This is a genomic window from Plantactinospora sonchi (assembly GCF_036422035.1).
Lineage (GTDB): Bacteria > Actinomycetota > Actinomycetes > Mycobacteriales > Micromonosporaceae > Plantactinospora > Plantactinospora sonchi.
On record NZ_JAZGQK010000013.1, the window covers coordinates 48,579 to 73,318 of the forward strand.

Sequence of the window (24,740 nt, forward strand, 5' to 3'; positions counted from 1 at the left end):
TCAGTACAGCTCCAACTGCTCATGTTCACCGGCGGCCATTGGCAGATCGGGCAGTGTGACGCGCGCACCGTGCCTGACCGGTCTGGTTAGGCGGTGCGCCGTGACCGCCTCCAGCACCGCCGGCGACTTGCTACGTGGGTGGCACCACCGACGCATCCACCATGCGGAAATGGCGTCCACGTCTGCGGTGCTCTTACGACGGTGGAACTTGTAGCTCGGCTCGGCGTCGCTACCAAGCAGGTAGGGCAGAAGGTTGTCCACCAAGCTGATGCCGTAGATGATGCGTTGACGCCCATGCTGCAGCAGGGTGTCCGACGGCCACTGCAGGAGGTCGAAGCCGTGACGAACCTTGCGGAACTTCGGGTTCACCCCTTCGCCGAAGATGCTGTTGACCCGCGCGCCGCGTGCCGTCTGCTCCGCAAGACGCACCAACGCTCGCACCGATTCCGCCGATAGGTGCGACGTGCCGAACGACTTCGACCGGCCGAGCTGGCGGAACTCGATAGGAGAGAGCCCGCCGAGAACCTCGGGCGGGATCCGGATCCGGTTGTACTGGCTGGCGCCCGAGCCGTAGAGCGAGGTCGTTCCGACGAAAACCAGGTTTGACCGCCGACGGATCGGTCGACCTGCCATCGATGACGCGATCTCACTGGCATAGGTCGAATAGCGCCGGTGGTAGGCCCTAACGACCGTTGGGCTGACCGCCAGCATGCTCACGAGCTTGCCCCCAAGCAGCGCATTATAGGGAGCGACAGCGCCGCATACGGTGAGATCAGCAATCTCGGTTCCTACTGCATCAGCTTTCGCTCGACGCAGTACGGACATGATCGCCCGCCGGGCCTTCGGGCTGTCGAGCGCGCCGGAGAGTCCGGTGCGGCTTGCCTTCGGGTATAGGTAGGGCGCGAGCGCTTGTCGAGCGCTGAGAAGATCGGCCAGTGCCAAGCAACGCTTACTGCGGAAGAGGTCGGATTCGGCACGTCGACGCCAGCTTTGGACATCGTCGGCGTCGTGAACCCTTTTGAAGTCCGTTGCCTTGACGAACCGGTGATGATCTCGGCGGCGAGTTTCTGCCTCCTTCAGCAATCGCTCGATTGCATCCGTGGTGGGATTTTCCCACAGCGATGGCCAGTACAAGCCGTCTTTAATCAAGTCATCGACATGCAGTTCTTCCAACGCTGTCTGCAGTCGGGCGGTGATCCACCGAGCCATCCGCAGAGTCGGGGCGGCGCGCAGGTTTTCAAGGAACACTGCCGGTTGCCAACCGATCCAGTCATCGCGTTCCGCTAGTTGTACGACAGCGCTGCCAAGTGCGGCGATCCCGATTACCGGGTGGAATGGGGCTGCACGGTCTCGAATTAGAATCATCATGGTACGCCCGGGAGTGCTCGTGTACTGATTAGACCAGGTATGACGAAAGTACCGCCAAATGTCCATGAGCCTGAGCCCAGTCTGCATGCAGCGCTCACTACTGGACACTACCTGTACGTATGGGTCGATCACTCCACGCAACCGGGCCAGATCCGCGTCGCCGTCGATCTCGAGAGCCTGAAGAGCCGTCGAGAGTTCCTTGCCATCTCTCATGAGGCTGAAGATCGATACGAACTTACCCTCGAACTCCCGCGGCTTCTCCATGGCGGCGATGAAACGACGCACCGACGGGATGGACAGCTGCTCATCTCGTTTGATGAGCTCCTGTCGCCTTACTCGACTCTTCTCCTCGACGGGATCGGCGACTCCAAGCGGCGGAGCGATGGCCACCTCGTGGTCATCGACCCGCACGTTCCACCCTTGACCAGCAAGATCAAGCAGAACGTGGGTGGCGGCTGTGAGCGCGGCGTTGTCCTTCGCGAGGCAACGTGCTCGTGCGGCCTGACGTGCCGAAGCGTCATCGGTTGCCAGCGCGCGACCAAGCGCCGCAAACGCCCGCCGCTCAGCGGGTTGACACTCTGGTGGGCAGGGGAGCGAGTACCACATCTCGATCATGCTAGGCATTCATGAAGGTGGCGAGGACGTCGGCCCACATCTGGCGCAGCGTCTGTGCATGCCCCCGCTCGGCGCCTCGCCGCAGCGTTGCCTCAGCGCGGGCGGAGGCCAGAAGTGTGAGAGCAACTTGACGAGCAAGGTCGTGGTCTCTGCCTAGCTCACTCATCGCGAGCGGACCATACAGATCCCGATACCAGGGATGCTTCGTGTTGAGTAACACGATGATCTGCCGATCTCGCACGACGACCTCAAATGCGCCCATCGTGGGCAGTTCCGCGGCTGCAATCTGGTACGGCGCGTCGTGCCGGCTCAGGCCATCCACCAAGTCCTTGAGTTCGTCGGGGATGGGCCGGCGCCCGCGCGGCAAGGACGGCAGTGAGGCCTCAGCACGTGCAGCCTGCCGCTCCGCCGCGCTCAACGGCTCTGCGGCCTTCACGAGCATGAATTGGTTTCGGGCGCGACCGTTTAGCGCACGAGCGATCGTCTCCAGATCCGGTGAGATAATTTCCAACAGTTCTGGTCGCGGTGAGATCGCCTGCTTGGCATGGGTGATCCCAAAAAGTTCGTCGAGGACTGGGTCGAACCTGATCTCGCACCGCCACCAGTCATCGTAGTTCTCGCGACGTTTACCGCCCATGAAGAACCACCCGCGATCGATTTCGCGGCCCGCGCGGATGATAGAGACCGGCGGGCCAGCCGTAACGCCCATTGTCCGCTTCTCCTCCGTCGACAACCCGTGCCAGCGATCGATCGGAAGTTCACTGAAAGTAACCGATATCGTGCCGGTCATGGAACCTGCCGGGATCTCGTACAGGAGATCGTCGCCAAACTGTCTACCGCCGGTGATTTTTGACCCAGGTTGCAGACACAGAGGATCGTTTGCTACCACAGGTTGCCCGTTCACCTGAAGACTGACGCCGTCGGCAAGGAAGTGTCGGTAGATTCGCCCTAGATCGTCCTTGAGCCTCCGGACGAGCGCAGAAGAACGTTTGTATTCCACCCTGTCGCAGCGCGTCAGCCGCACCACTGTACCGGAGTCGGTGTTGGGTACAAACGCCGGCCGGTCGATGTGCTCGACAGGAGGCAGCGCAGCATCACCGGCGTGCACCAGTTCGTCGATGTCTAGCCTCGACCGAAGGACACCGACACCAAGTCGCCAGGTGTAGACCTCAACGCGCCGGCTTCGGCTGAGCGCACCGTTCGGCAACCCCATGCCGTAGCGCCCCAGCGACCTCCGGTCGTTGAACCGGCTCGTTCCGCCGAAGGTCAGCGCCTCCGCGAGTGTCTCAGCGTCCATGCCCACGCCGTCGTCGACGACCATGATCTCAATTTGCCGGTCGGGGCTCCGCGCGGCAGCAACCTCAACCGCGACCTTCCGCGCTCCAGCCTGTAGGGAGTTATCGATCAGCTCCGCGATCGCCAGTCCGGTCGTCTTGTACCCAGTGTCGCGGGTTGCGAAGAGGAAGTTGGCGGGGTTCACGAGCCGAGGCCGAACGACTGGACCGCTGTCGACCTGCGTCGCCATCAGTAACGCCACCTCCTGCCGGCCCATTCGCCGGATGCGTGATCGTATATTGCCACGTGAAATGCGATAGATATGTTTTAGACGCGCGTCTTGGCGATAGACTACCTCGGTGTCCGGAGCAGGTACATGACCACGCGGCGACGAATCAGCGCCGATACGCCACTCCCTGAATGCCCCGAGAAGCGCATCGGCCTTTCGTTGCCAGCTCCGATCAGCGATCGACTTGACGATCTCGTAACGCTCGCTGAGGAGACGGGCGAACGAACAAATCGCAAAGAGCTTGTCGCCTCGCTGATCCTCGCTGCGCCCCCGGTAGGTGAGGACGTGGCGCTTCTGCTGTACGCCTACCGGCGGGTGTGCGACGGAGTGGGGGATTCCAGCCGTCGATGCCAAGGGCGGCCCGGTAGGCGACAATGAACAGCCGTCTCCTGATTTGCGGAACACCGAAGTCAGCAGCGTTCAGGCTCGCGGCCCGGACCACGCAGCGCTCGTCGTCCGGCACGTCACCGTCATCTAGTCGCTTCTTCAGGCGCTGATGATGCTGTCGCCAATCCTCGTCGGGCTTGCGGACCTCATGGGGCAGGCGCAAGCCGTCGAGGATGTAGTCGTAGTAGTCCCTAAATGATGGGCGTGTTAGCCCCACCACGTTTTCGGCAATGACGACCTTGGGGCCGCACCTGGTGAGTGACGCGGAACATCTCGGGCCGGAGGTCACGCTCGCCCCCGATCTTCTCCTCAATGTCCTGCCCCTTGCCTGCGATACTCCAAGGCTGACAAGGGACATCCCCGGCAAGCACGTCCACCTTCCTCTAAAAAGGGGCAAAATCGATATCTTGGACCTTCCCCTCAATTAGGGGCCATTTGGCGTCTGTCGCTGGTATCGCGCGCGCCGCCGCGAACCAGGTCAGGGCAGTCCTTGACGCGGTTGTTCCTCAGGGATTCACAGGCCCGTTGGTAAAACTCGACGGCTAAACGGTGGCGGTAGCCGGCGCGATGCAGACCCTCGGCGAGCCCTCCGGCTCTGGTGAACAATCCTATGCTGGTCAGAGGCTCGGCGGTGCTTTCCGCATGCTCTGAACCATTAGAACGTTTGTTCATTACCATCCCCGCTGCCCTACAGCCGCCACGGTGATTCTGAAGTCTCCGCATGGCCATCTCCAGCGTTGGCCGCTCACATCCAACAGGCCATCCCGCAGGAATTCAACTCGCCCACGCGGTTGGCCCCTGGCCGGATACGCCGCGACACACGTCAGATGCTCGACTGAGGTTCTTTTGGCAACTCGGAGGCCTTCGAGCATGCTCGGAGGAGCTGAAGATGGTCGTCCCGGCGCTATGCGCCGAACACACTTGCTGCCAGGAGTGCTCCGGCGACGAGGTACGGCCCGAACGGAAGCTGCCGCTCCGCTGGGTTGCGGGCACATCGCAACCCAGTGGCAGCGTTCGGGATGGCGAGGAGATACGGCTGCGCCGCGCCAAGAAGCACCGCAGCCCAGCCAACGGTTCCGAGAGCGAGGCCGAGTAGCCCGGCAAGGCGGACATCACCTATCCCCACCCTGCCGCCGATCACCGCGAGTAGCAGGTACGCACCTGCCAGCAGCACCCCGTCGGCGAGGGATATGCCCAGAGCCCAGGGTTGGCGGGACACTGCGGCGGCCACTGCGACGATCCCAACCAGGGCGGCGGCAGGGGTGAGCACCACCGGATTGGGCAGCCGACGTACAGCTACGTCGGTGCCGGCCAGCGAAAGCCCGGCACCGGGTACCAGCAGCCACACCGTCGTCAGGGCCAGGCCCTTCGCGGCCGTCGGTGCAAGCCGCCAGGCCAGCGTGATCGGAGTGGCTGCGAAGGATTTGGTGAGCAGCAACCATGCGGGGCCGAGAGGTTGTCCGCAGGTACCCGCAGCGGCTGCCGAGGCTGACCCAGCCACGCGCTCCCGGCGGGAAGGTCGTCTGGCAGTGATGGCAGGCAGCCCGGGGCGGAAGGACGGCCGGCATTGACACGCAGCCGAGTACGAAATCTTCGCGGCCGGGGACGGGCCGTGATGGTGTCACCCCTCTCCGGCGTTCAAGTGGTACCCGGAGACTGTCAACGCCGGCTGAACTTTGGCTCTGGCATAGATCCTGTGATTGATCTTGGTGGCGGTTCACGGTGTGGTCAGGACGCGTTTGCGGAGGGGGTCGAGGTTCGCTCGGCCGTACATCTGTCGCTTGATCGTCTTGATGCGGTTGACCTGGCCCTCGACCGGACCTGAACTCCAAGGTTGGGCGAGGCCGGCGACGACGGCGTCGCGGTCGCTGACAAGACCGGCGGCGAAGCCGCGGATCTCGGGGTATCCGGCGTGGCGGGCTCGGTCGATCCAGGCGTGCGAGGTGCTGCCCGGTGCCTTGGTGGCGGACCAGCGCGGCGAACCCGCGGGCGAGGCCGGCGACGGTGTCGAGGTCCGGGCAGCGGCGGCGGGCGTCGGCGAGATCGACGTGTTCGTCGTCGGTGAGTTTGTGGCCGGGTCGCATGATCCAGGCGGTGATCCGTCGGGCCGACGGCACCCGGACTGCGGTCGCAGGGGCAGGCCGGGCGCGGTTGATGGTGAGCCAGTCCCGCAGCACCCGCAAGCTGCCTTGGTAGCCGCGGGCCAGGATCTCGGCGTGCAGGTTAGCGGTCTGGTGGATGCCGTCGGTAAGGCGTTGCCGCAGGTAGGAGTGGAACGGGGCGAGGATGCTGGGTCTGCTGCTGGCATTCGGGCCGATCAACGCCTCGGCGGTGGCGGCATGGGCGTACTTACGGGCGGTTCTGACGTTCATGTCGAGGCGGCGGGCGGTCGCGCTGATCGACAGTCCTTCGGCTCGTAGGGCGTGCACGGCCGCGTGGCGTTGGCGGGTGTTCGCCGCCCGACGCCCCGCCTCGCCCGGCTCGTGCGCCGGCGTGACCAGGGCAGATGTTGGTTCGATGTGGGTGCGTAGGCAGCGGCGGTGCCCGCGGATAATTTTCTCGACGGTGTCGCTGAGGTTCTTCAGCAGGTGCCACCGGTCGGCGACCTGGATCGCGTCAGGTGCTCCCTTGCGGGCGCCGTCGGCATAGCTGCCGCCTCGGTCGCGGTAGATGATCTGAACACCGGGATGGTCGTGCAGCCAGGCGGCGAGGGTGTCGGCGGTGCGGTCGGGCAGAACGTCGATCGGCCGGCGGGTATGCATGTCGAGCAGCACGGTCGCGTAGCGGTGCCCACGGCGTCGGGCAAAGTCGTCCACGCCCAGCACCGTCGGTGTCACCGGCGGCGGGTCGGGCATACGGCGGATCATCCGGATCAATGTCGAGCGGGAGACCGACACCGCCAACCGCTGCGCCAATCTGCTGCCCGGTCGACCGCCCAACGCCACCGCGACGGCCTCCAGGTCACCGGCCGCCACGACGGTGTGACGGGCATGCCGACGAGTCAGGCCGGGGACCTGCTCAACGAAGGTCCGCCGCCCGCATTCGGTGTTCACGCAGGTGAATCGGCGGACCGTCAACGCGACCAGCACCTCGTGACCACCTAACCTGACATCGGCCAGCCGCCGCACATAGCGACCATGCCTTGTGGTCGACCAGGTGCTGCAGGTGCCACACCGGGCCCGCACAGTCTGTGTCGCCGCATCGATCCTGACCCCGACGCCCCGGACCACCACCGCTTCCAACCGCAGGCCCGCCAGGTGCGGCAGCAACGCCGGAATGATCTCCATCCCGGCACCCAACCCGAACTACCGACGAGCGCGACTCACAAAATGTGTGCCAGAGCCAGTTTTCAGGCGGAGCTGACAGAGACCAGTGCCGACATCGTGTGCAGCGCCCGGCGCTACGGCTGCGCGTCACACTTCAACTCCGGTCAGCCCAGCTGTCGGTGTCGCACCGCGCCGGCTGGCAGGGGTCCAGCGGCCGAGGCGCGGTTCTAGGCGGTCCTGCGGCGCTTGTTCTTGATTCGTTCGGCGACTGCGTCGGCTGCGTTGTGGTGGAGTTCTTTGGTGACGCTTTGGTAGGTGTCGCGGGTGAGTGTGGTGGTGGTGTGTCCGAGTTGTTCGGAGACGACTTTGATGTCGATGCCGGCGTCGAGGGCGATGGTGGCGGCGCCGTGGCGGAGGTCGTGGAGGCGGATGGGTGGTAGTCCGGCTCGTCGGACAAGTTTGTTGAAGCGTTGGGTGACGAGGTTGGGGTGCCAGGGGTGTCCGTTGGGGCGGACGAAGAAGAGTCCGGTGTCGGGCCAGGCGGGTCCGGCTTTGAGGCGTTGGGCGGCGCGGCGGGCGCGGTAGGCGGTGAGGACGCTTGCGGTGTCGGCGTCGATGGTGAGGTCGCGGTTGCCGGCTCTGCTCTTGGGTGGTTTTTGCCGCGTCCGGTGGCCGTGGGTGGCGATCTGGTTGTTGATGGTGACTTCTCGTTTGTCGAGGCGGACTTCGGAGTCGCGTAGGCCGCAGGCTTCGCCGCGGCGGGGGCCGCGGTAGGCCATGAAGTGGAAGAGGGGGTGTAGGTCGGGGTCGTGTTCGGCGGCGTGGTCGAGGAACTGGGCGAGGAGTTCGTCGGTCCAGACCATGACTGGGCCGGGGATCTTGCTGGTGGTTTTCCAGTGTTCGACGCGTTCGGGTTCCCAGACGATGGGGTGTGGGCGGTCGCCTCGGGTTTTGACGAGGGTGGCGGGGTTGGTGACGCCGACGATGATCTCTTCGGCGAGGGCGTCGTTGATGGCTTTGCGCAATGTGGCGCGGATGAGTCGGCGGGTGGACGGGCCGCAGGGGCGGATGCCCTTGACGGTGGCCCGGACCTTGGGGTCGGGGCTTGTCTTGGCGGCGTGGATCTCGGCTGTGCGTTGTTCGATGGCGGCGAACATGTTCTTGATGTGGTGGGGGCGGAGTTTGTCGAGGGGGATGGTCCCGAGGTGGGGGATCAGGTAGTTACGGACGTGGGATTCGTAGCTGAGGATCGTGTTCTCGTCGATCTGGAGGCCGGTGACCCAGGTGGTCAGGTATTCGGCGACGGTGGGGGCGTCGGCGAGCGTGCCGCCGGTGCGTAGTCGTCGTCGGATCTCGTCGGGGTCGGGCAGGGGTCCGCGGGTGCGGGCGACGTGTTGGAGCATGTCGCCGATCTCGACGCCGCGGGCGCGGTCGCGTCGGGCGAGGGCGAGCAGGGAGCGGACCTGGTCGAGTTCGTCGGCGGCTTCGGTGCGGGCGTTGAAGCCTCCTCGGCGGAGTGGGCGGCGGCGGCCGTCCGCGGTCTTGGGGAGTTCGAGTTGGTAGTGCCAGTGGCCGTGGTCGGAACTCCAGGAGCCGTTGGCGCGGCGGAGTTTGGGGCACTGGACGCCGATGAGCTTGCCGGTTTCGGTGTCGCGGCAGCCGCATCGTTTGAAGATTGATCCGTCAGGCATGGGATCGGGAAGCTCCTTGGCAGAGGTGTTTGCTGGTTGTGGTGCTCGGGGTGAGCAGCGGATTCGCCGATGGACATGAACGCGTGCCTTGCGGATGGGATCAAGTCGCCACCCACGGCGTCGTCGTGTCCGCCGTCGGCTGGTGCCTCCCTGACCGCCCCGGCGACGGGCCGGGGCGGTCAGGGAGGCGGATCTGGTCGTCAGCGGTGTGCCGGGTAGCTGTAGTCGCCGTCGACGACGGCTTCGTCGCCGGGCCGTTCGGGGTCGTGGATGGGGTGTGGGGCGAGTGGCTCGACGCTTCCGCGGATCGGGTCGGCGGGTGGCCACAGTTGCGGGGTGTGGGGAAGTTCGGCCAGGGCGAGCCGCTGGTGTGCGCCGATCGGCTGCCACACCGGGTCAGCAGGGTGGCCCTGTTCCGGGTTGCTGGTGACGACGGTGAGCTGTCGCAGGTTGCGGCGGTCGAGATGCCACCGCAGCTCGTCTTCACGTTGTGGGTCGGCGGCCTGGAACAGCAGGGTCGCCAGGCCGGTGCGTTCCGCCAGCGGCGGATAGGAGTGGACCCGGTCGGCGAGGGCGGCGATGCCGATCCCGCCCGGGTCGGGTTCGAACCAGAAGCCGTGCCGGCTGCGGTCGTGGATGTACTCGCCGTGCCAGGTGGGACGCCGCGCAGGCGTGGTGACCATGGCGCAGGTACGCGGTGACCACCAGGTACGCAGGTCGGTGCCGGGCTGGGTGCGGGCGCGTGCGGCGAGGTCGACGAAGAACTGGTTGGTGTGGAGCAGGCTGAGCAGGCTCTCGTGGACCCACAGTCGGTCGCGGGCGCGGTACACCCGGGCCGGGGTGACCCGGCCGCCGTCGGGTCGGGTGATCTCGGCGCCGAGCGGGCCGAGGCACCACCAGGTCTCGAGGGCGTTGAGGTGGATGTTGGTGGGGAGGCGGTCGATCCAGCCGCGGCGGGCCAGGATCATGAGCCGCCGGGCGGTCGACGTGGGGCTGTCGGCGAAGCCGAGAGCGGTGAGTTGGGCGGTGGTCAGGGTCCGGTGTTCGGCGAGCATCTGGACGGCCCACCGGTCACGGGGGTAGAGGCGGCCGATTTCGGCGAGGAACAGTTCCGCCGGTATCGGCCTGGTGGACGGGACGGTGAACTGGGGATGGTGTGGGGTCTTCACGACCTGTACCTCCGGTAGGTGTGCCGCGGTTCGCGGCGAGGGTTTGGGACAGGGGATCCCGCCGGGGGCCGTCGCTGTCGTTCGGCGGGCGGAAACGCCTCCGCCGCCCGGCGCGGTGCGCGGGCGGCGGAGGCGGACAGGGCTGGGCCGACGGCCGGTGTCGACACCGCCGGGCGGGCGCGGGGTTCCGGGCTACGGCGGTGGGCCGTCGGCCCGGTTGGGTGCTGTCGGTGTGAGGCCGAGGGCGGTGAGGATCGGGGCGACGGGTACCCGGTAGTGGGCGCCGGCGCGGATGACGGGTACGGGGAACGCGTCGCGTTTGACCAGCCGGTAGGCGGTGGCCAGGGAGAGGTTGAAGATCTGGGCGGCGGTGGCGAGGTCGGTGCTGACGCCGAGGGCGTGGATGCTCTCGGCGTCCCAGACCGGGCCGCCATCAGTTCCGCCGGGAGGGCGGGTACGGCTTCTTCGTCGGGTGGTCACAGGAAGCTCCCTTTGGAGAACGGGTGTGGGGTGGGTGTGCTGGGGTCGTGTGTCGTGGCGGGGCCTCCCTCCGTTCGCGGCGGTGGCGGTCAACGACGTCGGGACGGAACGGGCGTTGGCGAGGTTGACCGGTCAGGTTGAGCCGGGTGGGGACCCGATCGCGTCGGGCCCGTGTTCGGGCTGTTCGAGGTACGGGAGCGCCTCGGCGAGGCCGGCCAGGGTGACGAGGCCGTGGTGGCGGTGGAGCCACCACAGCGGTCCGGCAGGGCTGCTGCCCGCACGGGTGGCGTGGTCACGGCTGGCGGTGGCGACCGGGACGAGCAAGGGCTCGTCGGCCAGGCGCTGGTGGAGGTGGTGGGCGCGTTCGGCGGAGTGGAGCCAGAACAGCACCGGCCAGCGGGGGCCACGGTATGTGGCCATCCGGTGGTAGCCGGCGAGTTTGCGGACGAGTTCGGTCAGTGGCTCGGTGCCGGTGTCGTACTCGAGGAAGAACGGCACCCGCCGGTTGTCGGCGCGCCAGACGCCGTGCCCGTCGGGGTGGATGGGCGCGGGGTGGCCGCGTAGTTCGATCAGGGCGTCGGGGCCGGCGAGGGCGCCGGGTTCGCGGCACCGCGTTTCCGGCCACCACCGTTGCAGTTCGTGGTCGGGGTGGGTGCGGGCGTGGCCGGCGAGGTCGGTGAAGAACTGGTTGACGCCGAGTCGGTGGGCCAGGACGCGGGCGACGGTCCAGCGGCGGCGTCGGGCCTTCGTTTGGCTGGGGCGGGGTGGTGGCTGGTCGCGTTGGGCGGCGACGATCTCGGCGCCGAGCTGGTCGAGGACGTAGTGGTAGGGGTAGGTGCCGCCGTCGGTCTTGAGCGGGCGGAACCGGTCGACGACGCCGACGCTGCGCAGCCGGCGGAGCCGGCGTTGGGCGAAGTCCAGCGACGGGAACAGGGCGTGGGCGATCTGGGGCGTGGTCAGCACGCCGTGGTCGGCCAGCCAGTCCAGGAGTAGGTAGTCGCGGGCGATCAGTGTGGACTGCACACGTAGAACCTGGTCAAACACCGTTTCTTCTTTCTGTGATGCCTACGGGGGAGAGGGGAGACCGGAAGGTCTCTCTGAGTCGAGGCGGAATCTGTCACCGGCGCGGTGTGCTGGGATGACAGGCGCAGCCGGGGTCCGTGTCGGGGTCAGGTTCAACAGCGACCCGGAAACGTGGGCAGACACCGACGGAAACACCGACCGCGGAACCGTCCCGGCACCCTGACTTGCGGCAAGGCAGGGCGAGGCGAGACACCGGCACGGTGGGATGCCACAGCCGGAGCGGCACGAGCCGCGGCCCGGCCAGCATGGGAGCTCCGGCGGCGGGTGGCCGTGGCGTCACCTCCCCGGCGGGTGACGGGGCGATGCCGGCGGCCCGGGGTCGGCTGTCGCTCACTCACGGGCTGGCCGGCGGCGTACCTGACCGTGCGCCGCTGGGGCCCCCGCCGCTACGGTGCCTGGCTGGTTCCGCCGCCGCCACGCCCCCATACCCAAACCGGCGTTTGTGAGCTCTGGCGAACACTTGCCGAACTCACAGCCGCTCACAGCCGCTCACGCGGGAGACGTCGCCCGTACCGCCGGCCGCTGTGAGAACTACTCTCCGTGTCTGTCGGGTTCTCCATCGGTCTGTGAGTGCGGCAGGGGTCCGGACCTGACGCTCATCGACCGGGCGGCCGACACGACGGACGCCGCTGCGCCATCCCCAACCAGTCCGGCCGTCCGGCCCTGCCGCCACCCGCTCTCCGCATCGGGGCCCACGTGCCCTCGCCACCGAACGACGTTGCTGATCAGAAGGGCACCCGCGGTGCGCGGATGGCGGACACGCGATGTCCGTCGTTCGGCCGGAAGCTGAGGACATCACCTCTGACATCGAAGACCCCGATTGGACAGGACGTGACACCGGTACCTGTGACATTGACTAAAATCGTTGTCACAGGTTGTCCGGCGGAGACTGTGTCATCGACGCATGTCTCCGGACATCGGATCCCCTGGCGCTGTCGCGGGCGATGACACCGGCGCTCCGCCGACGCGGCCCTGACATCTGGACACGTTGACCGCCGACGTCGCCCGCCAGTCTCCGAGAGGGGCGGCAGGCTACGTCCCCTGACCCCGTAAAGGCGAGTGACGAACCGATGAACCATCCGTCGATGCAGCTCGCGAGGCGTCCTCGCCGACACCGACTCCAGGCCGCGTGGGTGTCATCGGCGAATCGCCGTACGTCTCGGCGGATGTCTCACCAACGGTGCACCGCAACCTTCGTGACCTGTCCCAGGGTCGCTGACAACTGTCATCGCCAACCTGTGACATTCGCGAACATCCATGACAACCAAGGGGTCTTGCCGGTTTTGACATCGACCAGCAGCTATTGACAGTGGTAGGTGGTGAAGCCTGTGACATCGACATACGCCGTTGACGCGAGGTGCTGTCAAAGGTGTCAGGGAGTCGGACGTCGCCCGGGTGACAGGTGGCCGGCGTCGCGGCGGCCGTACTCGTCCCGTCACCCGGGCCCGCCTCGGTGGCTCCGCGACCGTGCTCGCGCTCGGGTGGCGACCGGGATCCGACCGCGCCGCTCAACTCATCCCTCACATACCAATCGGGCTTTGTCAGACGTGGCGAACACTTGGCGATCTGACGCCGGTCTGACAGCGCTGAGACGCATCCGCCGGGTCGCCGCTGACAGATACCCAGAGTGACCGCCGGTGGTGCGCGCTCCGCCAGGTCGGCCGCCCGAAGGGGGCGGGGCCGGTGGCCGCGCCGGCTACCAAAACCGATTCCGGACGCCTGAGCGCCCGTACCGCCGGACGCGGGCTCGCCGGTCACCCGCGCCGAGACCCGACGGCGGGCCGCCCTGTCAGATCGCTGTGAGAGCTCCGTCAGAAGCCGCCGGCCTGCCCGCGACGAGACCCGACACGGCAGTCGCGATATCTGACAACACAGCTCAGCCGCAATAGTCAATCTATGATCTTCCAACTCGAAGATCGACTTCTTGTGAGTGTGGTGTGGTATGCGGCCCGTGGCCGGTAACCGCTGTGAGACCCGTGTCAGATCGCCAAGTGTTCGCCACGTCTGACAAAACCCGTTTGGGAGGTGGGGCGATCGCGTCGCACCGACCGCTCCGGCAGGCGACTTGATCTCCGGTCGAAGGTGAGCGTGGATCGTCCCGGCCGACGTCGAACCCCGGCCGCGGTACCGCCGGCGCGCCTTCGACGACGCCCCCCTGAGCCGTCGACACTCAAGGAGATCGAACATGCCCGCCGGAAACGCCGCCCACGGTCTCGCAGACGCCGCCCACGATCCCGGCCAGGACGTCCCGCGCGACGTCACGGATGTGCTCCTCTGGCGGATGGCCGCCAGGGTCGTCGCCGCCCACCAGCCCCAACCCGGTCGGCCGAGCCGCTGTACGAGCCTGCTTTGCGTCGGACAGCAGTACCCGTGTCCGCCGGTACGCGCCGCCCGCCGCGCCCAGCAGGTCAGCCGCCGCCTACCGGCGGCGACGACGGCAGACGAGGCGCCGGCGCGAGACCAGCCGGCGGTGGCTGGTCGACCGGCGCAGCCTCCGCCGCGCCGCCGGTTCGCTGACTGGTACGCCGCCACCCGCGCCATGATCCAGCCGCTGCGGACGCGGGAGCGGCCGGCCGTGCCACGACCCGGCCGTACGCTGCCGGCCGCGCTCGTGATGCCGGGTCCGGTTCGGATCCGTGGCGTGTCGACCGCTTGATTTCCGCAACATCAACTGCGGGATCGGCTACGTTTTCCGGCATGGGTCTGCTGGACGACGCGGTGACGGTGCTGGACGAGCGCGGGGTGCTGGAACCGCTGGGTGACCTCATCCGGCAGGTGTACCGGCGTGCCGCGGAGCGGCACGAACCCGAACTCGGCGACGACGCGATGAGCTTCGGCACCACCGTGTGGCGCAACCTAACCAACCTCGGCAAGGCCACCTTCGACGGCGTCGACGGGGTACGGGTCCGACTGGAGGACAACTCCCTGGAGATCGTCTGCGCCGGCTACGTCGTGCGCCTGTACTCGCTGCAGGGCGGAATCGAGTCGATCCGCTGGGAGGGCAGCGAGGCCCGGCTCGGCGGGGCGGTCGAGAACAGCCGTGACGGGCAACTCGCCTTCGACGACGAGGAACAGTTCCCCGAGGTGTTCGCCGGCGTCCTGCCGCCGAAGCGGCACATCCGCATCGCGCACACCGGGGACATCACGACCGGGGAGGCGATCGCGTACCTCGGCCTGCCCCGCGACAACCGCGACGGCGGCTCACCCTGGTTCGAGGTGAAGGTCTGGTTCGGCGAGCCGACCACGGTCGGTACCCCGCTGCCGATCGTCGGCGACCCGGCGGAGCTGCCGGTACAGCGGCACGACGAACTGCCGATCCCCGAACTGGCGATCGAGACCCTGCGGCCCGGCTCGGCATCCGGCCCTACCGCTGGTCGTGTCGTCGGCCGACTGGCGTGACCGGCGGGCAACGACCGCCGGTACCCGCCGCCGCGGCGGCCGCCGCGTTCGAGCCGCACGCGCTCGGTCTGGCCCGTCGTTGGCGCCGGATGCGTAAGAACGAACTCGCCCGGCAGATCGGTGTGACAGCGGCGGCGGTCAGCCAGTACGAACTCGGTCAGGCCCGCCCGTCGGCGGCGGTGCTGGCCCGACTGGCGCTGGCCCTGTCGATGCCGGCCGAGTTCTTCGCCTCCGGCTTCCCCACACCCACCACGCCCGGCCACGCACACTTCCGCAGCCTCCGCGCGACCAGCCAGGCCGAACGCGACCAGGCGGAGGCGTTCGGCGAGGTCGCCTGGCGGGTCGTCGAGGTGATCGGCCGACACCTGCGACTTCCCGCGTTGCGGCTACCGCACCTCGACCTGCCCGAACCGGTACGCGCCGAGGACATCCGCGCGGCGGCGCTGGCGGCACGGCAGGCGTTCGGCCTCGACACCGGCCCGGTCCCGCACGTCGTCCGACTGCTCGAGGCGTACGGGGTGATCGTGCTCGACCTGCCCGACGTCTCCGAACGCGTCGACGCCTTCTCCCACTGGTACGGCCAACGCCCGTTCGTCTTCCTCAACCCGGCCAAGAACGACAAGGCCCGCTCACGGATGGACGCCGCCCACGAACTCGGCCACCTCCTGCTGCACCACGACGCCGAACCCGGCAGCCAGATCCTCGAACGCGAGGCCACCGCGTTCGCCTCCGAACTCCTCGCCCCCAGCACCATGCTGGCCGACGAACTGCCGACCCGACTCGACTTCGACCGGCTCCACGAACTGAAACGCCGCTGGGGCGTCAGCCTCAAAGCCCTCGTCTACCGCGGCAACGACCTCGGCATCTACCGCGACCACACCTACCGACGCGGAATGACCCTGCTCGCCCAGTGGGGCTACCCCGAACCCGGCGACCTCGGCCCCCGCGAACAACCAGCACTCCTCGGCAACGCCACCGAACTCCTCCACCAGCAACAGGTCACCACCGAAAACCTCGCCACAGCGGCGGGCCTGCCACCAGCCCTCGCCCAGACCGTCATCAACGCCGCCACCGAACGCGTCCCGGAACTCCGGCTCACCCTGATGTAACCGGTGACCGTCCCGAGTTGTGAACCATCAGCGATGTCACCGGAGGTAGAGGTACAGGTCTCCGCCTACCAGTCTGGAAATTGGCGTACGCCTCGTTGTTCTGGCCAATCGTGACGAGATACGGGCACGCCCTCATAAAACTGATCAATCTGCGGATAGGGGCGAGTCGTGCGTCAGATCGTACGCAGGTCCGTGCGAGCCATCCTGCTGGATGAGGACGACCGCCTTGTATTGATCAAACGGACCAAGCCCGGCCAGGCACCGTACTGGACAACGCCGGGCGGCGGCATGGAGCCGACAGACGCCACCCTGGAGGCGACGCTGCGCCGTGAGCTGCGCAAAGAGCTCGGTGCCGAGGCGGCTCGTCTCGCCCAGGTGTTCCTGTTCAGCGCTCCCGACGGAGCCGGCGTCTCTGTCCAGCACTTCTTCGCCTGCCGGCTGCTCCAGCTGAGCGACGATGTGCGCACCGGGCAGGAGTTCGCCGATCCGTCGCGTGGCGAATACCAGCTTGACCGGGTTTCAATCGACATGCTGGACGTGGTCGACCTGAAGCCGGAAGCGCTGAAGGACTTCATAGTCGCCAACGAGGAGGCGCTGCTCTCGATGTAAGGAGGCTGGCCAACATCCTCGGATCGAATCGGGTCGCCCGGGCTGCTCCCATCCGTGCCGGAAGGTGCCGGCATCCCTCCCCGAACACGGAATCGCAGCAATACAGGGCTCGTCCGTCAGGCGACGTTGGTAGTCTGCGCGGTCTGCTTGATGGCGTCGTGGCCTCAGGGGAAGATGCTTGGGTGATCACTGCTGTGTTCTTCGATGTGGGCGAGACGATCGTCGACGAGTCCCGGGAGTACGGAACCTGGGCGGACTGGCTCGGCGTACCGCGCCACACCTTCTCGGCTGCCTTCGGCGCAGTGATCGCTCGGGGCCTCGACTACCGGGAGACGTTCCAGGTGTTCCGGCCGGGGTTCGACCTGGCCGTGGAGCGGCAGCGCCGGGCCGCTGCGGGACAGCCGGAGTCGTTCACCGAGGAGGACCTGTACCCGGATGCCCGGCCGTGCCTGGCCGAGCTACGCGAGGCAGGGCTACGTGTCGGCCTGGCCGGCAACCAGACGGCGCGGGCGGAGACGATCCTGCGCGCCCTGGACCTGCCGGTCGACGTGATCGGCACGTCGGACGGCTGGGGTGTGGAAAAGCCGTCCACGGCGTTCTTCGAACGAGTCATCGCCGAGGCGGGCTGCCCGGCAGGCCAGGTGCTCTACGTCGGCGACCGGCTGGACAACGACATCCGGCCGGCCCAGGAGGCGGGGATCGCAACCGCCCTGGTCCGTCGCGGCCCCTGGGGTTACATCCTCGACGATCACGCGGTCAGCGACCGCTGCCTGTTCCGGCTCGACTCACTGGCCGAACTGCCCGACCTCGTGCGTAAGCACAACGAGTCGGCCGGCTAACTTCCCGGAAGAGCGGCCCGGCCAGCGCTGAGAGCGGCGACGCGTTCGTCGAGCTGGACGCCGTGTCGGCTGTCGCCGAGTACGGGGCGAACGGCTCGGACCCGGTCGAGGCCGGTGCCGTACCAGTCGTCCTGCAACGCATCGACCGCCTGGTTGAGGTAGTCGGCGGCTCGGTCGCCGTCGGTGCCGTGAGCGGTGGCGAGGTCAGCGAGGACAACGCTGCGCTGTTTGGCGCTGGTGCCGGTGAGCCCGGCGAGTGCCTGGTCGAGTTGACCGGCCGCCTCGCGGTGGTCGCCGCTGGCGAGGGCGACGTAGCCGGCAAACGAGTGCAGGCGGCCGTCGTCGTAGAAGTCGAGCCATTCGACCGGGGTGGAGTCGCCGTCGATCGCCCCTGCCGCCAGGTCGATGTGGCGGCGGCTCGCGGCCGCTGCTCCGGCTCGCGCCTCCACCTCCGAGGCGACGCAGTGCAGCCACGAGCGGACGACGGGACTGACGCCGTGCCAGGTGTGTTGCAGGGCCGCGTCGATCAGCGGGCGGGCGTTGGCCGGGTCGTGGCCGAAGGCGGGGATGAACGCCATGTGGCCGAGGACTGCGGCGGCCAGGGCGTGGTCGCCGGCTTCGCGGGTGGCGGCGAGGGCGACGTCGTAGCAGCGTTCGGCGATGGCGGGTTGGCTGAGGTCGAAGAAGGCGAGCCGGGCGGTGAGCAGGGCGGATTCGGCGAGCGCGCCGGCGAGATTAGCCCGGCTGTGGCCGGAGGCGGCGCGTAGGAGCCCGACGCCGAGCTGGGTGTGGGCGTAGGCGGCCTCGTAGAGCGGCCGGGCAGGGCTGGTCCAGTACAGCTCGCGCTGGCAGCGCACGATCTGCCGGTACGAGTCGGGGTCGACGGTCTTGCCGTCGGCGTACGCGGCGTCGGGGTCGAGGGACAGCAGCGGTGCGACCAGGGGCAGCATGCTGGCGCCGACGAGCGCGCGTAGGACGGACGCGCGGTCCCAACCGTTGCCGTTGTCGTCTCCGGTGAGCATGTCCCACAACCTCCTGAACTCGTGCAGTGTTTCCGCGTCCGGGCGTACGGCCAGCTCCTCGGTGGTGAGCAGGCCGAGGTCACTGGCTGGCTTGCCGAGGATCGCGACCAGGTGTTTGCGGTAGCGCGGGTCCGGCCACCGCTCGCCGATCTCCCAGCGTCGGACGGTGTTGGCGTTGAGCCCGGTGTCGGTCTCGCCGGCGCGGCTCATCTCGGTACGGATGCGTTCGGTGATCTCCTCATAGGACCAGCCGCGTTGGAGTCTCTCCCACGCGAGCCGCCGGTTCGGGGGATAGCGCCGTTCCGCCATCGCGCACCTCCGCACATCGCCTGTCGACATGGATCACGCTAGCCAGCTCGGCTACGGGTCGTCACTACCTGGTTGCGACTGGACGGGCAGTGGACGGTACCGGTCCACGGCTGTGGACGGTTCGCTGATGCCGAGCATCGAACACCGCCGTTCCCGGTGGTGCCGATGGTCGCCGAACCGACCGTCAACGGCATGGGGTTCATGGTGAACGAATTGATCGGCATTGACCAGACGTCGCCCGAGTTCAGCAGGCTCGCCGCAGTGACGGTCGGTCTCGGTCCCGTGGGGTTGATTCCCCGCCTGTGTACCGCCATCGGGGCTGCGCGGGCGGGTGACCGGCGGGGCGCTCCCAGCCGCCGCCTCCGGTGGCGGACCTGCCTACCTCTCGGGCAGGTCCGCCACGCCGGGCAGGTACCCGGGCTCGGCGGGCCCGGCGCTTCGCGAGCCGATCCTCTCCTACCCACGCTGTCAGGTGGCGGGCCTGCGAGTACTCGACGTGGAAGGACGTAAGACGATGATGTCCCGAGTCCTGGTGACCGGCGCCGCCGGGTTCATCGGATCGCATCTGGTGGACGCGCTGCTGGCCAGGGGTGTCACGGTCCTCGGTCTGGACCGCCGCCGCCTCGGCGAACATCCCCTGGCGGGCGAGAACCTGGCAACGGCCGTGACGAACAGGTTGTTCACGCCCTACCACCTGGATCTGGCCACAGACCAGCTCGACGATGTGGTCAAGGGCTGCGACACGGTCTTCCACCTCGCCGCCCGGCCCGGTGTCCGCCAGTCGTGGGGCGGCGAGTTCCTCGACTACGCCCAGGCGAACGTCGTCGGCACCCACCGGCTGCTCGACGCCTGCACCCGGGAGGGCGTACGGCGACTGGTGGTGGCCTCGTCGTCGAGTGTCTACGGCCCGGCGGACCGGCCGAGCCGGGAAATCGACCCGACCTGCCCGGTCTCCCCGTACGGCGTCAGCAAGTTGGCCGCCGAGCACCTCTGCCTGGCCTACGCCCGTCGACCGGACAGCAGGCTAAGCGTCGCCGCGCTCCGGTACTTCACCGTGTACGGGCCTCGGCAGCGACCCGACATGCTGATCGGCAGGATCCTGTTCGCGGCCTACACAGGGTTCCCGATCACGCTCTACGGCGACGGCAGCCAACGCCGCGAGTTCACCTACGTCAGCGACGTCGTCACCGCGACCCTGGGAGCGGCGCACCTCGACGTCCGAGCGGCGGTGATCAACGTCGGTGGCGGCGCCAGCGTCTCCATGCGTGGCGTGATCGACGAGGCGGCGAAGGTCACCGGCCGCCAGGTGCCGGTCAAGGTCGTGGACGCCCAGCCAGGCGACGTACCAGCGACCGCCGCTGACCTGACCCGCGCCGGACGACTGCTCGGCTACTGGCCCACCGTCGGCCTGCACGAGGGACTCGCCCGGCAGTCGGCCTGGCTGGTCAACCTCTCCCGCGACCGACTCGCCGCATTCACCTCCTAATCCCCGCAGGGAGCCTTGATGATCGTGTTGACCGCGAACTCGGCGAGCGAACTGTTCACCGCCGCGTGCCAGGCCGTGCTGCTCAACGGCCACGTAGCCCGTCCCCGTACCCTCACCACGACCGAGGTCGTCGGCGCGCACCTGTGCCTGACGAACCCCCGACGACGACTCGTCGACGTGCCGCCCGCCCGAGTGATCAATCCAGCGTTCGCGGTCGCCGAGGCGCTGTGGATCCTCTCCGGCTCCGACGACCCATGGATCTTCGACTACAACGAGAACCTCCGCAGGTACGCCGACGACGGGGTACTCCGCGGCGCGTACGGGCCACGACTACGCCGGTGGGGTGGCCGGATCGACGAGTTCGACGCGGTGATCGACCAACTCGACGCGGTACGCCGACAGTTGCACGCGGACCGGGATTCGCGGCGGGCGGTTATCCAGCTCTACGACCCGTCCCGCGACCATCGCGGCTACCGGGACGTGCCGTGCACCCTCGGCTACCGGTTCTTCATCCGGCACGGCCGACTGGTGATGCACACCAGCATGCGCAGCCAGGACCTGTGGCTCGGCTTCCCGTACGACATCTTCACCACCACGCTCATTCAGGAACTGCTGGCCGGCTGGCTCGGTGTAGAGCTGGGCGAGTACCACCATCACGTCGATTCACTGCACCTGTACGCCGAGAACGCCGAAGCGGCCGCCGCCTCGCTGAACGGCACCCCCGGTAGCGCCGAACTCGACCCGGTCGAGGTGCCCTGGCCGGACTTCGACACCCTGCTCCAGCGGGTGATCTCGGGCCTCGTGCAGCCGGCGGACGGGTCAACCTGGCACGCGTTCGGCCGGACGCTCGCCAGCTACCGTGCCTGGAAGGCCGGCGAACGCGACCAGGCACGGGCCCTCGCCGCCGACACCCCTGGCCCGCTCAGTGACGCCCTTTCGAGCTGGTACGACCACCTCACCCCCGCGCTAATGGGTGACCCGCGATGACGGCCACCCACGCACGCAGACGCGACGCCGAGGTCGTGCTGGGGTTCTGCGCCTACACGCACGACTCCGCGGCGGCACTCCTCGTCGACGGACACCTGATCGGCTTCGCCGAGGAGGAACGCCTCGACGGAATCAAGCACAGCAAGGCGTACCCGGAAAACGCCGTCACCTGGCTCCTCGGCGAAGCCGGATTGACCGCGAACGACGTGACGACAGTGGCCTACAACTTCGACGGACGCCGCTACCGGTCCGCGCTCGGCCAGCTACCCGCGCACCTGCTCCAGTCGGTGACCCGTCCGCGGGCGATGCCCCGGGCCCGCAGCTTCCTGACCGTGCACCGCCGCTACCAGGCCCGGATGCGGGACCTGGCCCGGAGCTTCCCACGCGCCCGACTCCATCCGGTGCTGCACCACCGCGCACACGCTCTGTACGCGTTCCTCGCCTCCGGTGTCGACGACGCGGCGGTCCTGGTCGTGGACAGCCTCGGTGAGCTGCAGACCACCACGATCTGGCACGCCGCGCACAACGACGAGCAGCCCTTCCGTCTCGACCTGCACACCGCGATCGACGACCCCGCGTCACTCGGCTACGTCTACGGCGCGGTCACCGAACACCTCGGCTGGCGGCGCGGCGACGAGGAGGGCACCGTCATGGCGCTGGCCGCCCTCGGTGACCCGACGCGCTTCCGAGCACTGCTGAGTCGGGCAGTTCGGCTCACTCGGGACGGGTTCACCCTCGACCCGGCGCTGATGCCACTGCGCGTGCTGTCCAGCCGGTACGCCCGGACGAGTCCGGCCTTCACAGCCGCGACCTGCCCACCTCGGCTGCCAGGCGAGCCGGTCGAGCCAGTACACGCCGACCTGGCCGCCGCGCTGCAGGAACGCACCGAGCACGTGATGCTGCACCTGTCCGGACAAGCCACCCGACTGACCGGATCCGGCCTGCTCTGCCTCGGCGGAGGCGTGGCGATGAACTGCGTCGCCGCCGGCCTTATCGCCCAGTCAGGCATCGTCGACGAGATCCACGTGCCGCCCGCGCCCGGTGACTCCGGCACGGCCATTGGCGCGGCCGCAGCCGCCTGGCTCGACGCCACCGGCCGGCCACCCACCGGCATCGAAGGGCGCTGCTACCTCGGCCCGGCGTACCCGGACCTGATGCTGCCACCGGAGCCGCGCCCCGGACTGACCGCAGAACGCCCGGCCGATCCCGTCCGGCACCTGGCCCGTCGCCTCGCCGCCGGCGCGCTCGTCGGCCTCTTCACCGGTCCGCTGGAGGCCGGACCACGGGCGCTCGGCAACCGGTCCATCCTCGCCTCGCCTTTCGCGTCCGGCGTCGTGGACCGGCTGAACGCCACGGTGAAGTTCCGCGAGCCGTTCCGGCCTTTCGCCCCGGTCGTCCTCGCTGACAAGGCGGCCGACTACGTCCGGCTCCGCCAGCCCTCGCCGTACATGTCCATCGCCGCTCCGGTCACCGACCTGGCCCGAACCCAGCTGCCCGCGATCGTGCACGCCAACGGCACCGCCCGGGTCCAGACCGTCACTTGGACGCAGTATCCGTTCCTCGCCGAGGTCCTGGCCGCCTTCGGCGAGATCACCGGGCATCCGGTTTTGATCAACACCTCGCTGAACGTCAAGGGCAAGCCGATCTGCGGGACCCCGGACATGGCCCTGGACTGCCTCACCGCGACCGGCCTGGACGCCCTGCTCATCGAGGGCTGGTGGGTGACGAAGTGCTGATTGGCTACAGCTTTTGGGGATTCCTCGGCCCGGGGATCGTCGACACCCCCGACGGGGGACGCAGCCACCGCCGAGCCCTCATCGACGGGCTGCGCCAGACCGGTCACGACATAGTCTTTCTCCAAGCCAACCGCGACCTGGACGAAGCGGGCCTCGACCTCACCGACCGCTACCGGTGGGACGCCGGCCTGCCTGACCTCGATGCCCTGTTCCTCGAATGGCGCTGGCCGATCCCGGGCCGAAACACCACTCCCTGCGGCCGGCCCGGACACACCTGCGACCTGCACCGCCAAGCGGAACTCGTCGCCCACTACACCGAACGGCTCAGCACCCCGACGATCCTGTGGGACAAGGACCGCCGACTTGCCCCGACCGATCCCCTCCGCCGCGCCGACAACGTCACCGTCTGCGAGCCGGCCCTCCACCCGAGCCCGGGCGCCGTGCCGCTGCTCTTTCCCGTCCCCGACACAGCGCTCGACACGGCCGACCCCACTGCGCTCGCCGCCTGCCAGCGGCCGACACCGCTCGTCTATGTCGGCAATCAGTACGACCGAGACGACGCCTTCGACACTTTCTTCGCGCCCGCCGCCGCGCAGGTGCCCCATCTGATCGCCGGCAAGTGGCCCGACACCAGCCGGTGGTCCGGCCTCAACTTCGTTGGCCGGATCCCGTTCCTGCGGGTCGCCGAGATCCATTCGGGTGCGCTCGCCACCGTGCTGCTGCTGCCCGACCGCTACGCCCGCGCCGGCCAGGTCACCCAACGGATCTTCGAAGCGGTCCTCGCCGGCTGCGCTCCGCTCCTGCCCACCACCGTCCGAGGCGCCGCCGGCCTCGTACCGGCGAGCCTGCGAGTCGGCGATGCCGCCGACGTACGGGACCGGGTTGGCTGGCTCATCGAGATCGCCGGTACCAGCGAACACACCACGCTGATCGGCGAGTGCCTGCACCGCCTCGACCCGTTCCGGCTCTCCACCCAACTCGACGTTCTCGACCGTCTGCTGCGCCGCGCGAAAGCGACACGGCAATGACCCACCGTGTCGATTCAACCGCGCCAGGTGTCGCGCCTACCCTGGAGAACCATGGACAGGATCGCCATCATCGGCTGCGGCGGCAGCGGCAAGTCCACCGTCGCCCGGCAACTGGCCCAGATCCTCGACGTACCCCTGACCCACCTCGACGCGATCTACTACGACGAGCAGTGGAACCCGCTGCCCCAGGACGAGTTCGCCGCCAAGCAGGAGAAACTCGTCGCCGGCGAGCGGTGGATCATCGAGGGCAACTACGCCGGCACCCTGCCTATTCGGCTGGCGGCAGCCGACACCGTGATCTTCCTCGACCTACCCGCGTTCACCTGCCTCTGGGGCATCACCCAACGACGCTGGCGCTACCGGGGCGGCCAACACCAGGCCGACGGTGTCTACGACCGAATCACCTGGAACTTCGTCCGCTACATCCTTGGCTACCGGCGCACCATGCGGCCCCGGGTCGAGACCCTCATCCGGGAACACGGGCCGCACGTCCGACTGATCTCGCTGCGCAGCCGCCGACAAGCCAACCGACTGGTCGACCGAGTACGGCAGCAGGCCCAGCCAATGGCGTAACCGCGCGGGGACGGGAGGCG

19 protein-coding genes and 2 pseudogenes are annotated in these 24,740 nt (G+C 68.2%); 10 read left to right on the top strand and 11 right to left on the bottom strand.

Annotated elements, in window-relative coordinates; translation table 11 throughout:
* The 10 genes and pseudogenes from V1633_RS16695 to V1633_RS16740 all read right to left on the bottom strand — a co-directional run bounded on the left by V1633_RS16695 (position 1) and on the right by V1633_RS16740 (position 11,563).
* Positions 1-1,974 carry a Druantia anti-phage system protein DruA gene (locus V1633_RS16695; protein WP_331215259.1) on the bottom strand — a complete coding sequence of 658 codons (1,974 nt, stop codon included), beginning with the start codon at positions 1,972-1,974 and terminating at the stop codon, positions 1-3.
* A gap of 10 nt (positions 1,975-1,984) precedes the next feature.
* Entirely contained in the window at positions 1,985-3,901 is a 1,917-nt protein-coding gene (locus V1633_RS16700) for an ATP-binding protein (protein WP_331215260.1), read from the bottom strand.
* 28 nt (positions 3,902-3,929) lie between these two features.
* Positions 3,930-4,154, bottom strand: a pseudogene (locus V1633_RS36985) (DNA cytosine methyltransferase); the annotation flags it as partial.
* Positions 4,126-4,311, bottom strand: a complete 186-nt coding sequence (locus V1633_RS36990; protein ID WP_407952035.1) for a DNA cytosine methyltransferase — start codon at positions 4,309-4,311, stop codon at positions 4,126-4,128. The gene V1633_RS36990 and the pseudogene V1633_RS36985, both read right to left, overlap by 29 nt.
* Before the next feature lie 527 nt (positions 4,312-4,838).
* Complete coding sequence (locus V1633_RS16705; RefSeq protein ID WP_331215261.1) at positions 4,839-5,372, bottom strand: prepilin peptidase; 534 nt, start codon at positions 5,370-5,372, stop codon at positions 4,839-4,841.
* Positions 5,373-5,651: 279 nt separating this feature from the next.
* Positions 5,652-7,221: pseudogene (locus V1633_RS37155) on the bottom strand (ISL3 family transposase).
* A gap of 206 nt (positions 7,222-7,427) precedes the next feature.
* Complete coding sequence (locus V1633_RS16725; protein WP_331215262.1) at positions 7,428-8,891, bottom strand: tyrosine-type recombinase/integrase; 1,464 nt, start codon at positions 8,889-8,891, stop codon at positions 7,428-7,430.
* A gap of 200 nt (positions 8,892-9,091) precedes the next feature.
* Complete coding sequence (locus V1633_RS16730; RefSeq protein ID WP_331215263.1) at positions 9,092-10,060, bottom strand: replication-relaxation family protein; 969 nt, start codon at positions 10,058-10,060, stop codon at positions 9,092-9,094.
* Positions 10,061-10,252: 192 nt separating this feature from the next.
* Entirely contained in the window at positions 10,253-10,540 is a 288-nt protein-coding gene (locus V1633_RS16735; RefSeq protein ID WP_331215264.1) for a DNA-binding protein, read from the bottom strand.
* 132 nt (positions 10,541-10,672) lie between these two features.
* Positions 10,673-11,563, bottom strand: coding sequence for a replication-relaxation family protein (locus V1633_RS16740; RefSeq protein WP_331215265.1), 891 nt, complete (start codon positions 11,561-11,563; stop codon positions 10,673-10,675).
* A 2,245-nt stretch (positions 11,564-13,808) separates the two neighbouring features.
* Between V1633_RS16740 and V1633_RS16745 the strand changes: the two genes are divergently transcribed.
* The 5 genes from V1633_RS16745 to V1633_RS16765 all read left to right on the top strand — a co-directional run bounded on the left by V1633_RS16745 (position 13,809) and on the right by V1633_RS16765 (position 17,579).
* Positions 13,809-14,279, top strand: a complete 471-nt coding sequence (locus V1633_RS16745; protein ID WP_331215266.1) for a hypothetical protein — start codon at positions 13,809-13,811, stop codon at positions 14,277-14,279.
* A gap of 41 nt (positions 14,280-14,320) precedes the next feature.
* Positions 14,321-15,022 carry a hypothetical protein gene (locus V1633_RS16750; RefSeq protein WP_331215267.1) on the top strand — a complete coding sequence of 234 codons (702 nt, stop codon included), beginning with the start codon at positions 14,321-14,323 and terminating at the stop codon, positions 15,020-15,022.
* Complete coding sequence (locus V1633_RS16755) at positions 15,019-16,131, top strand: XRE family transcriptional regulator (protein ID WP_331215268.1); 1,113 nt, start codon at positions 15,019-15,021, stop codon at positions 16,129-16,131. Before V1633_RS16750 ends, V1633_RS16755 begins: the two co-directional genes overlap by 4 nt.
* A gap of 168 nt (positions 16,132-16,299) precedes the next feature.
* Positions 16,300-16,740 (top strand): NUDIX hydrolase, encoded by a 441-nt coding sequence (locus V1633_RS16760; protein ID WP_331215269.1) that lies wholly within the window; start codon positions 16,300-16,302, stop codon positions 16,738-16,740.
* 182 nt (positions 16,741-16,922) lie between these two features.
* A complete protein-coding gene (locus tag V1633_RS16765) occupies positions 16,923-17,579 on the top strand; it encodes an HAD family hydrolase (protein ID WP_331215270.1) in 657 nt (218 codons plus the stop codon).
* On the opposite strand, the gene V1633_RS16770 is transcribed toward V1633_RS16765, so the two are convergent.
* Positions 17,576-18,910: a helix-turn-helix transcriptional regulator gene (locus tag V1633_RS16770; protein WP_331215271.1), complete on the bottom strand. Its 1,335-nt coding sequence runs from the start codon at positions 18,908-18,910 to the stop codon at positions 17,576-17,578. The genes V1633_RS16765 and V1633_RS16770 overlap by 4 nt on opposite strands.
* Positions 18,911-19,424: 514 nt before the next feature.
* Between V1633_RS16770 and V1633_RS16775 the strand changes: the two genes are divergently transcribed.
* Genes V1633_RS16775 through V1633_RS16795 form a run of 5 tightly spaced genes read left to right on the top strand, consistent with a single transcriptional unit; the run spans position 19,425 to position 24,720 of the window.
* A complete protein-coding gene (locus V1633_RS16775) occupies positions 19,425-20,396 on the top strand; it encodes an NAD-dependent epimerase/dehydratase family protein (protein WP_331215272.1) in 972 nt (323 codons plus the stop codon).
* Positions 20,397-20,414: 18 nt separating this feature from the next.
* Entirely contained in the window at positions 20,415-21,383 is a 969-nt protein-coding gene (locus V1633_RS16780; protein WP_331215273.1) for a thymidylate synthase, read from the top strand.
* Positions 21,380-23,119 carry a carbamoyltransferase family protein gene (locus tag V1633_RS16785; RefSeq protein WP_331215274.1) on the top strand — a complete coding sequence of 580 codons (1,740 nt, stop codon included), beginning with the start codon at positions 21,380-21,382 and terminating at the stop codon, positions 23,117-23,119. The genes V1633_RS16780 and V1633_RS16785 overlap by 4 nt, the downstream gene beginning before the upstream one ends.
* Positions 23,101-24,147 carry a hypothetical protein gene (locus V1633_RS16790; protein ID WP_331215275.1) on the top strand — a complete coding sequence of 349 codons (1,047 nt, stop codon included), beginning with the start codon at positions 23,101-23,103 and terminating at the stop codon, positions 24,145-24,147. The genes V1633_RS16785 and V1633_RS16790 overlap by 19 nt, the downstream gene beginning before the upstream one ends.
* A gap of 51 nt (positions 24,148-24,198) precedes the next feature.
* A complete protein-coding gene (locus V1633_RS16795; RefSeq protein WP_331215276.1) occupies positions 24,199-24,720 on the top strand; it encodes a P-loop NTPase family protein in 522 nt (173 codons plus the stop codon).
* Positions 24,721-24,740: the final 20 nt, after the last annotated feature.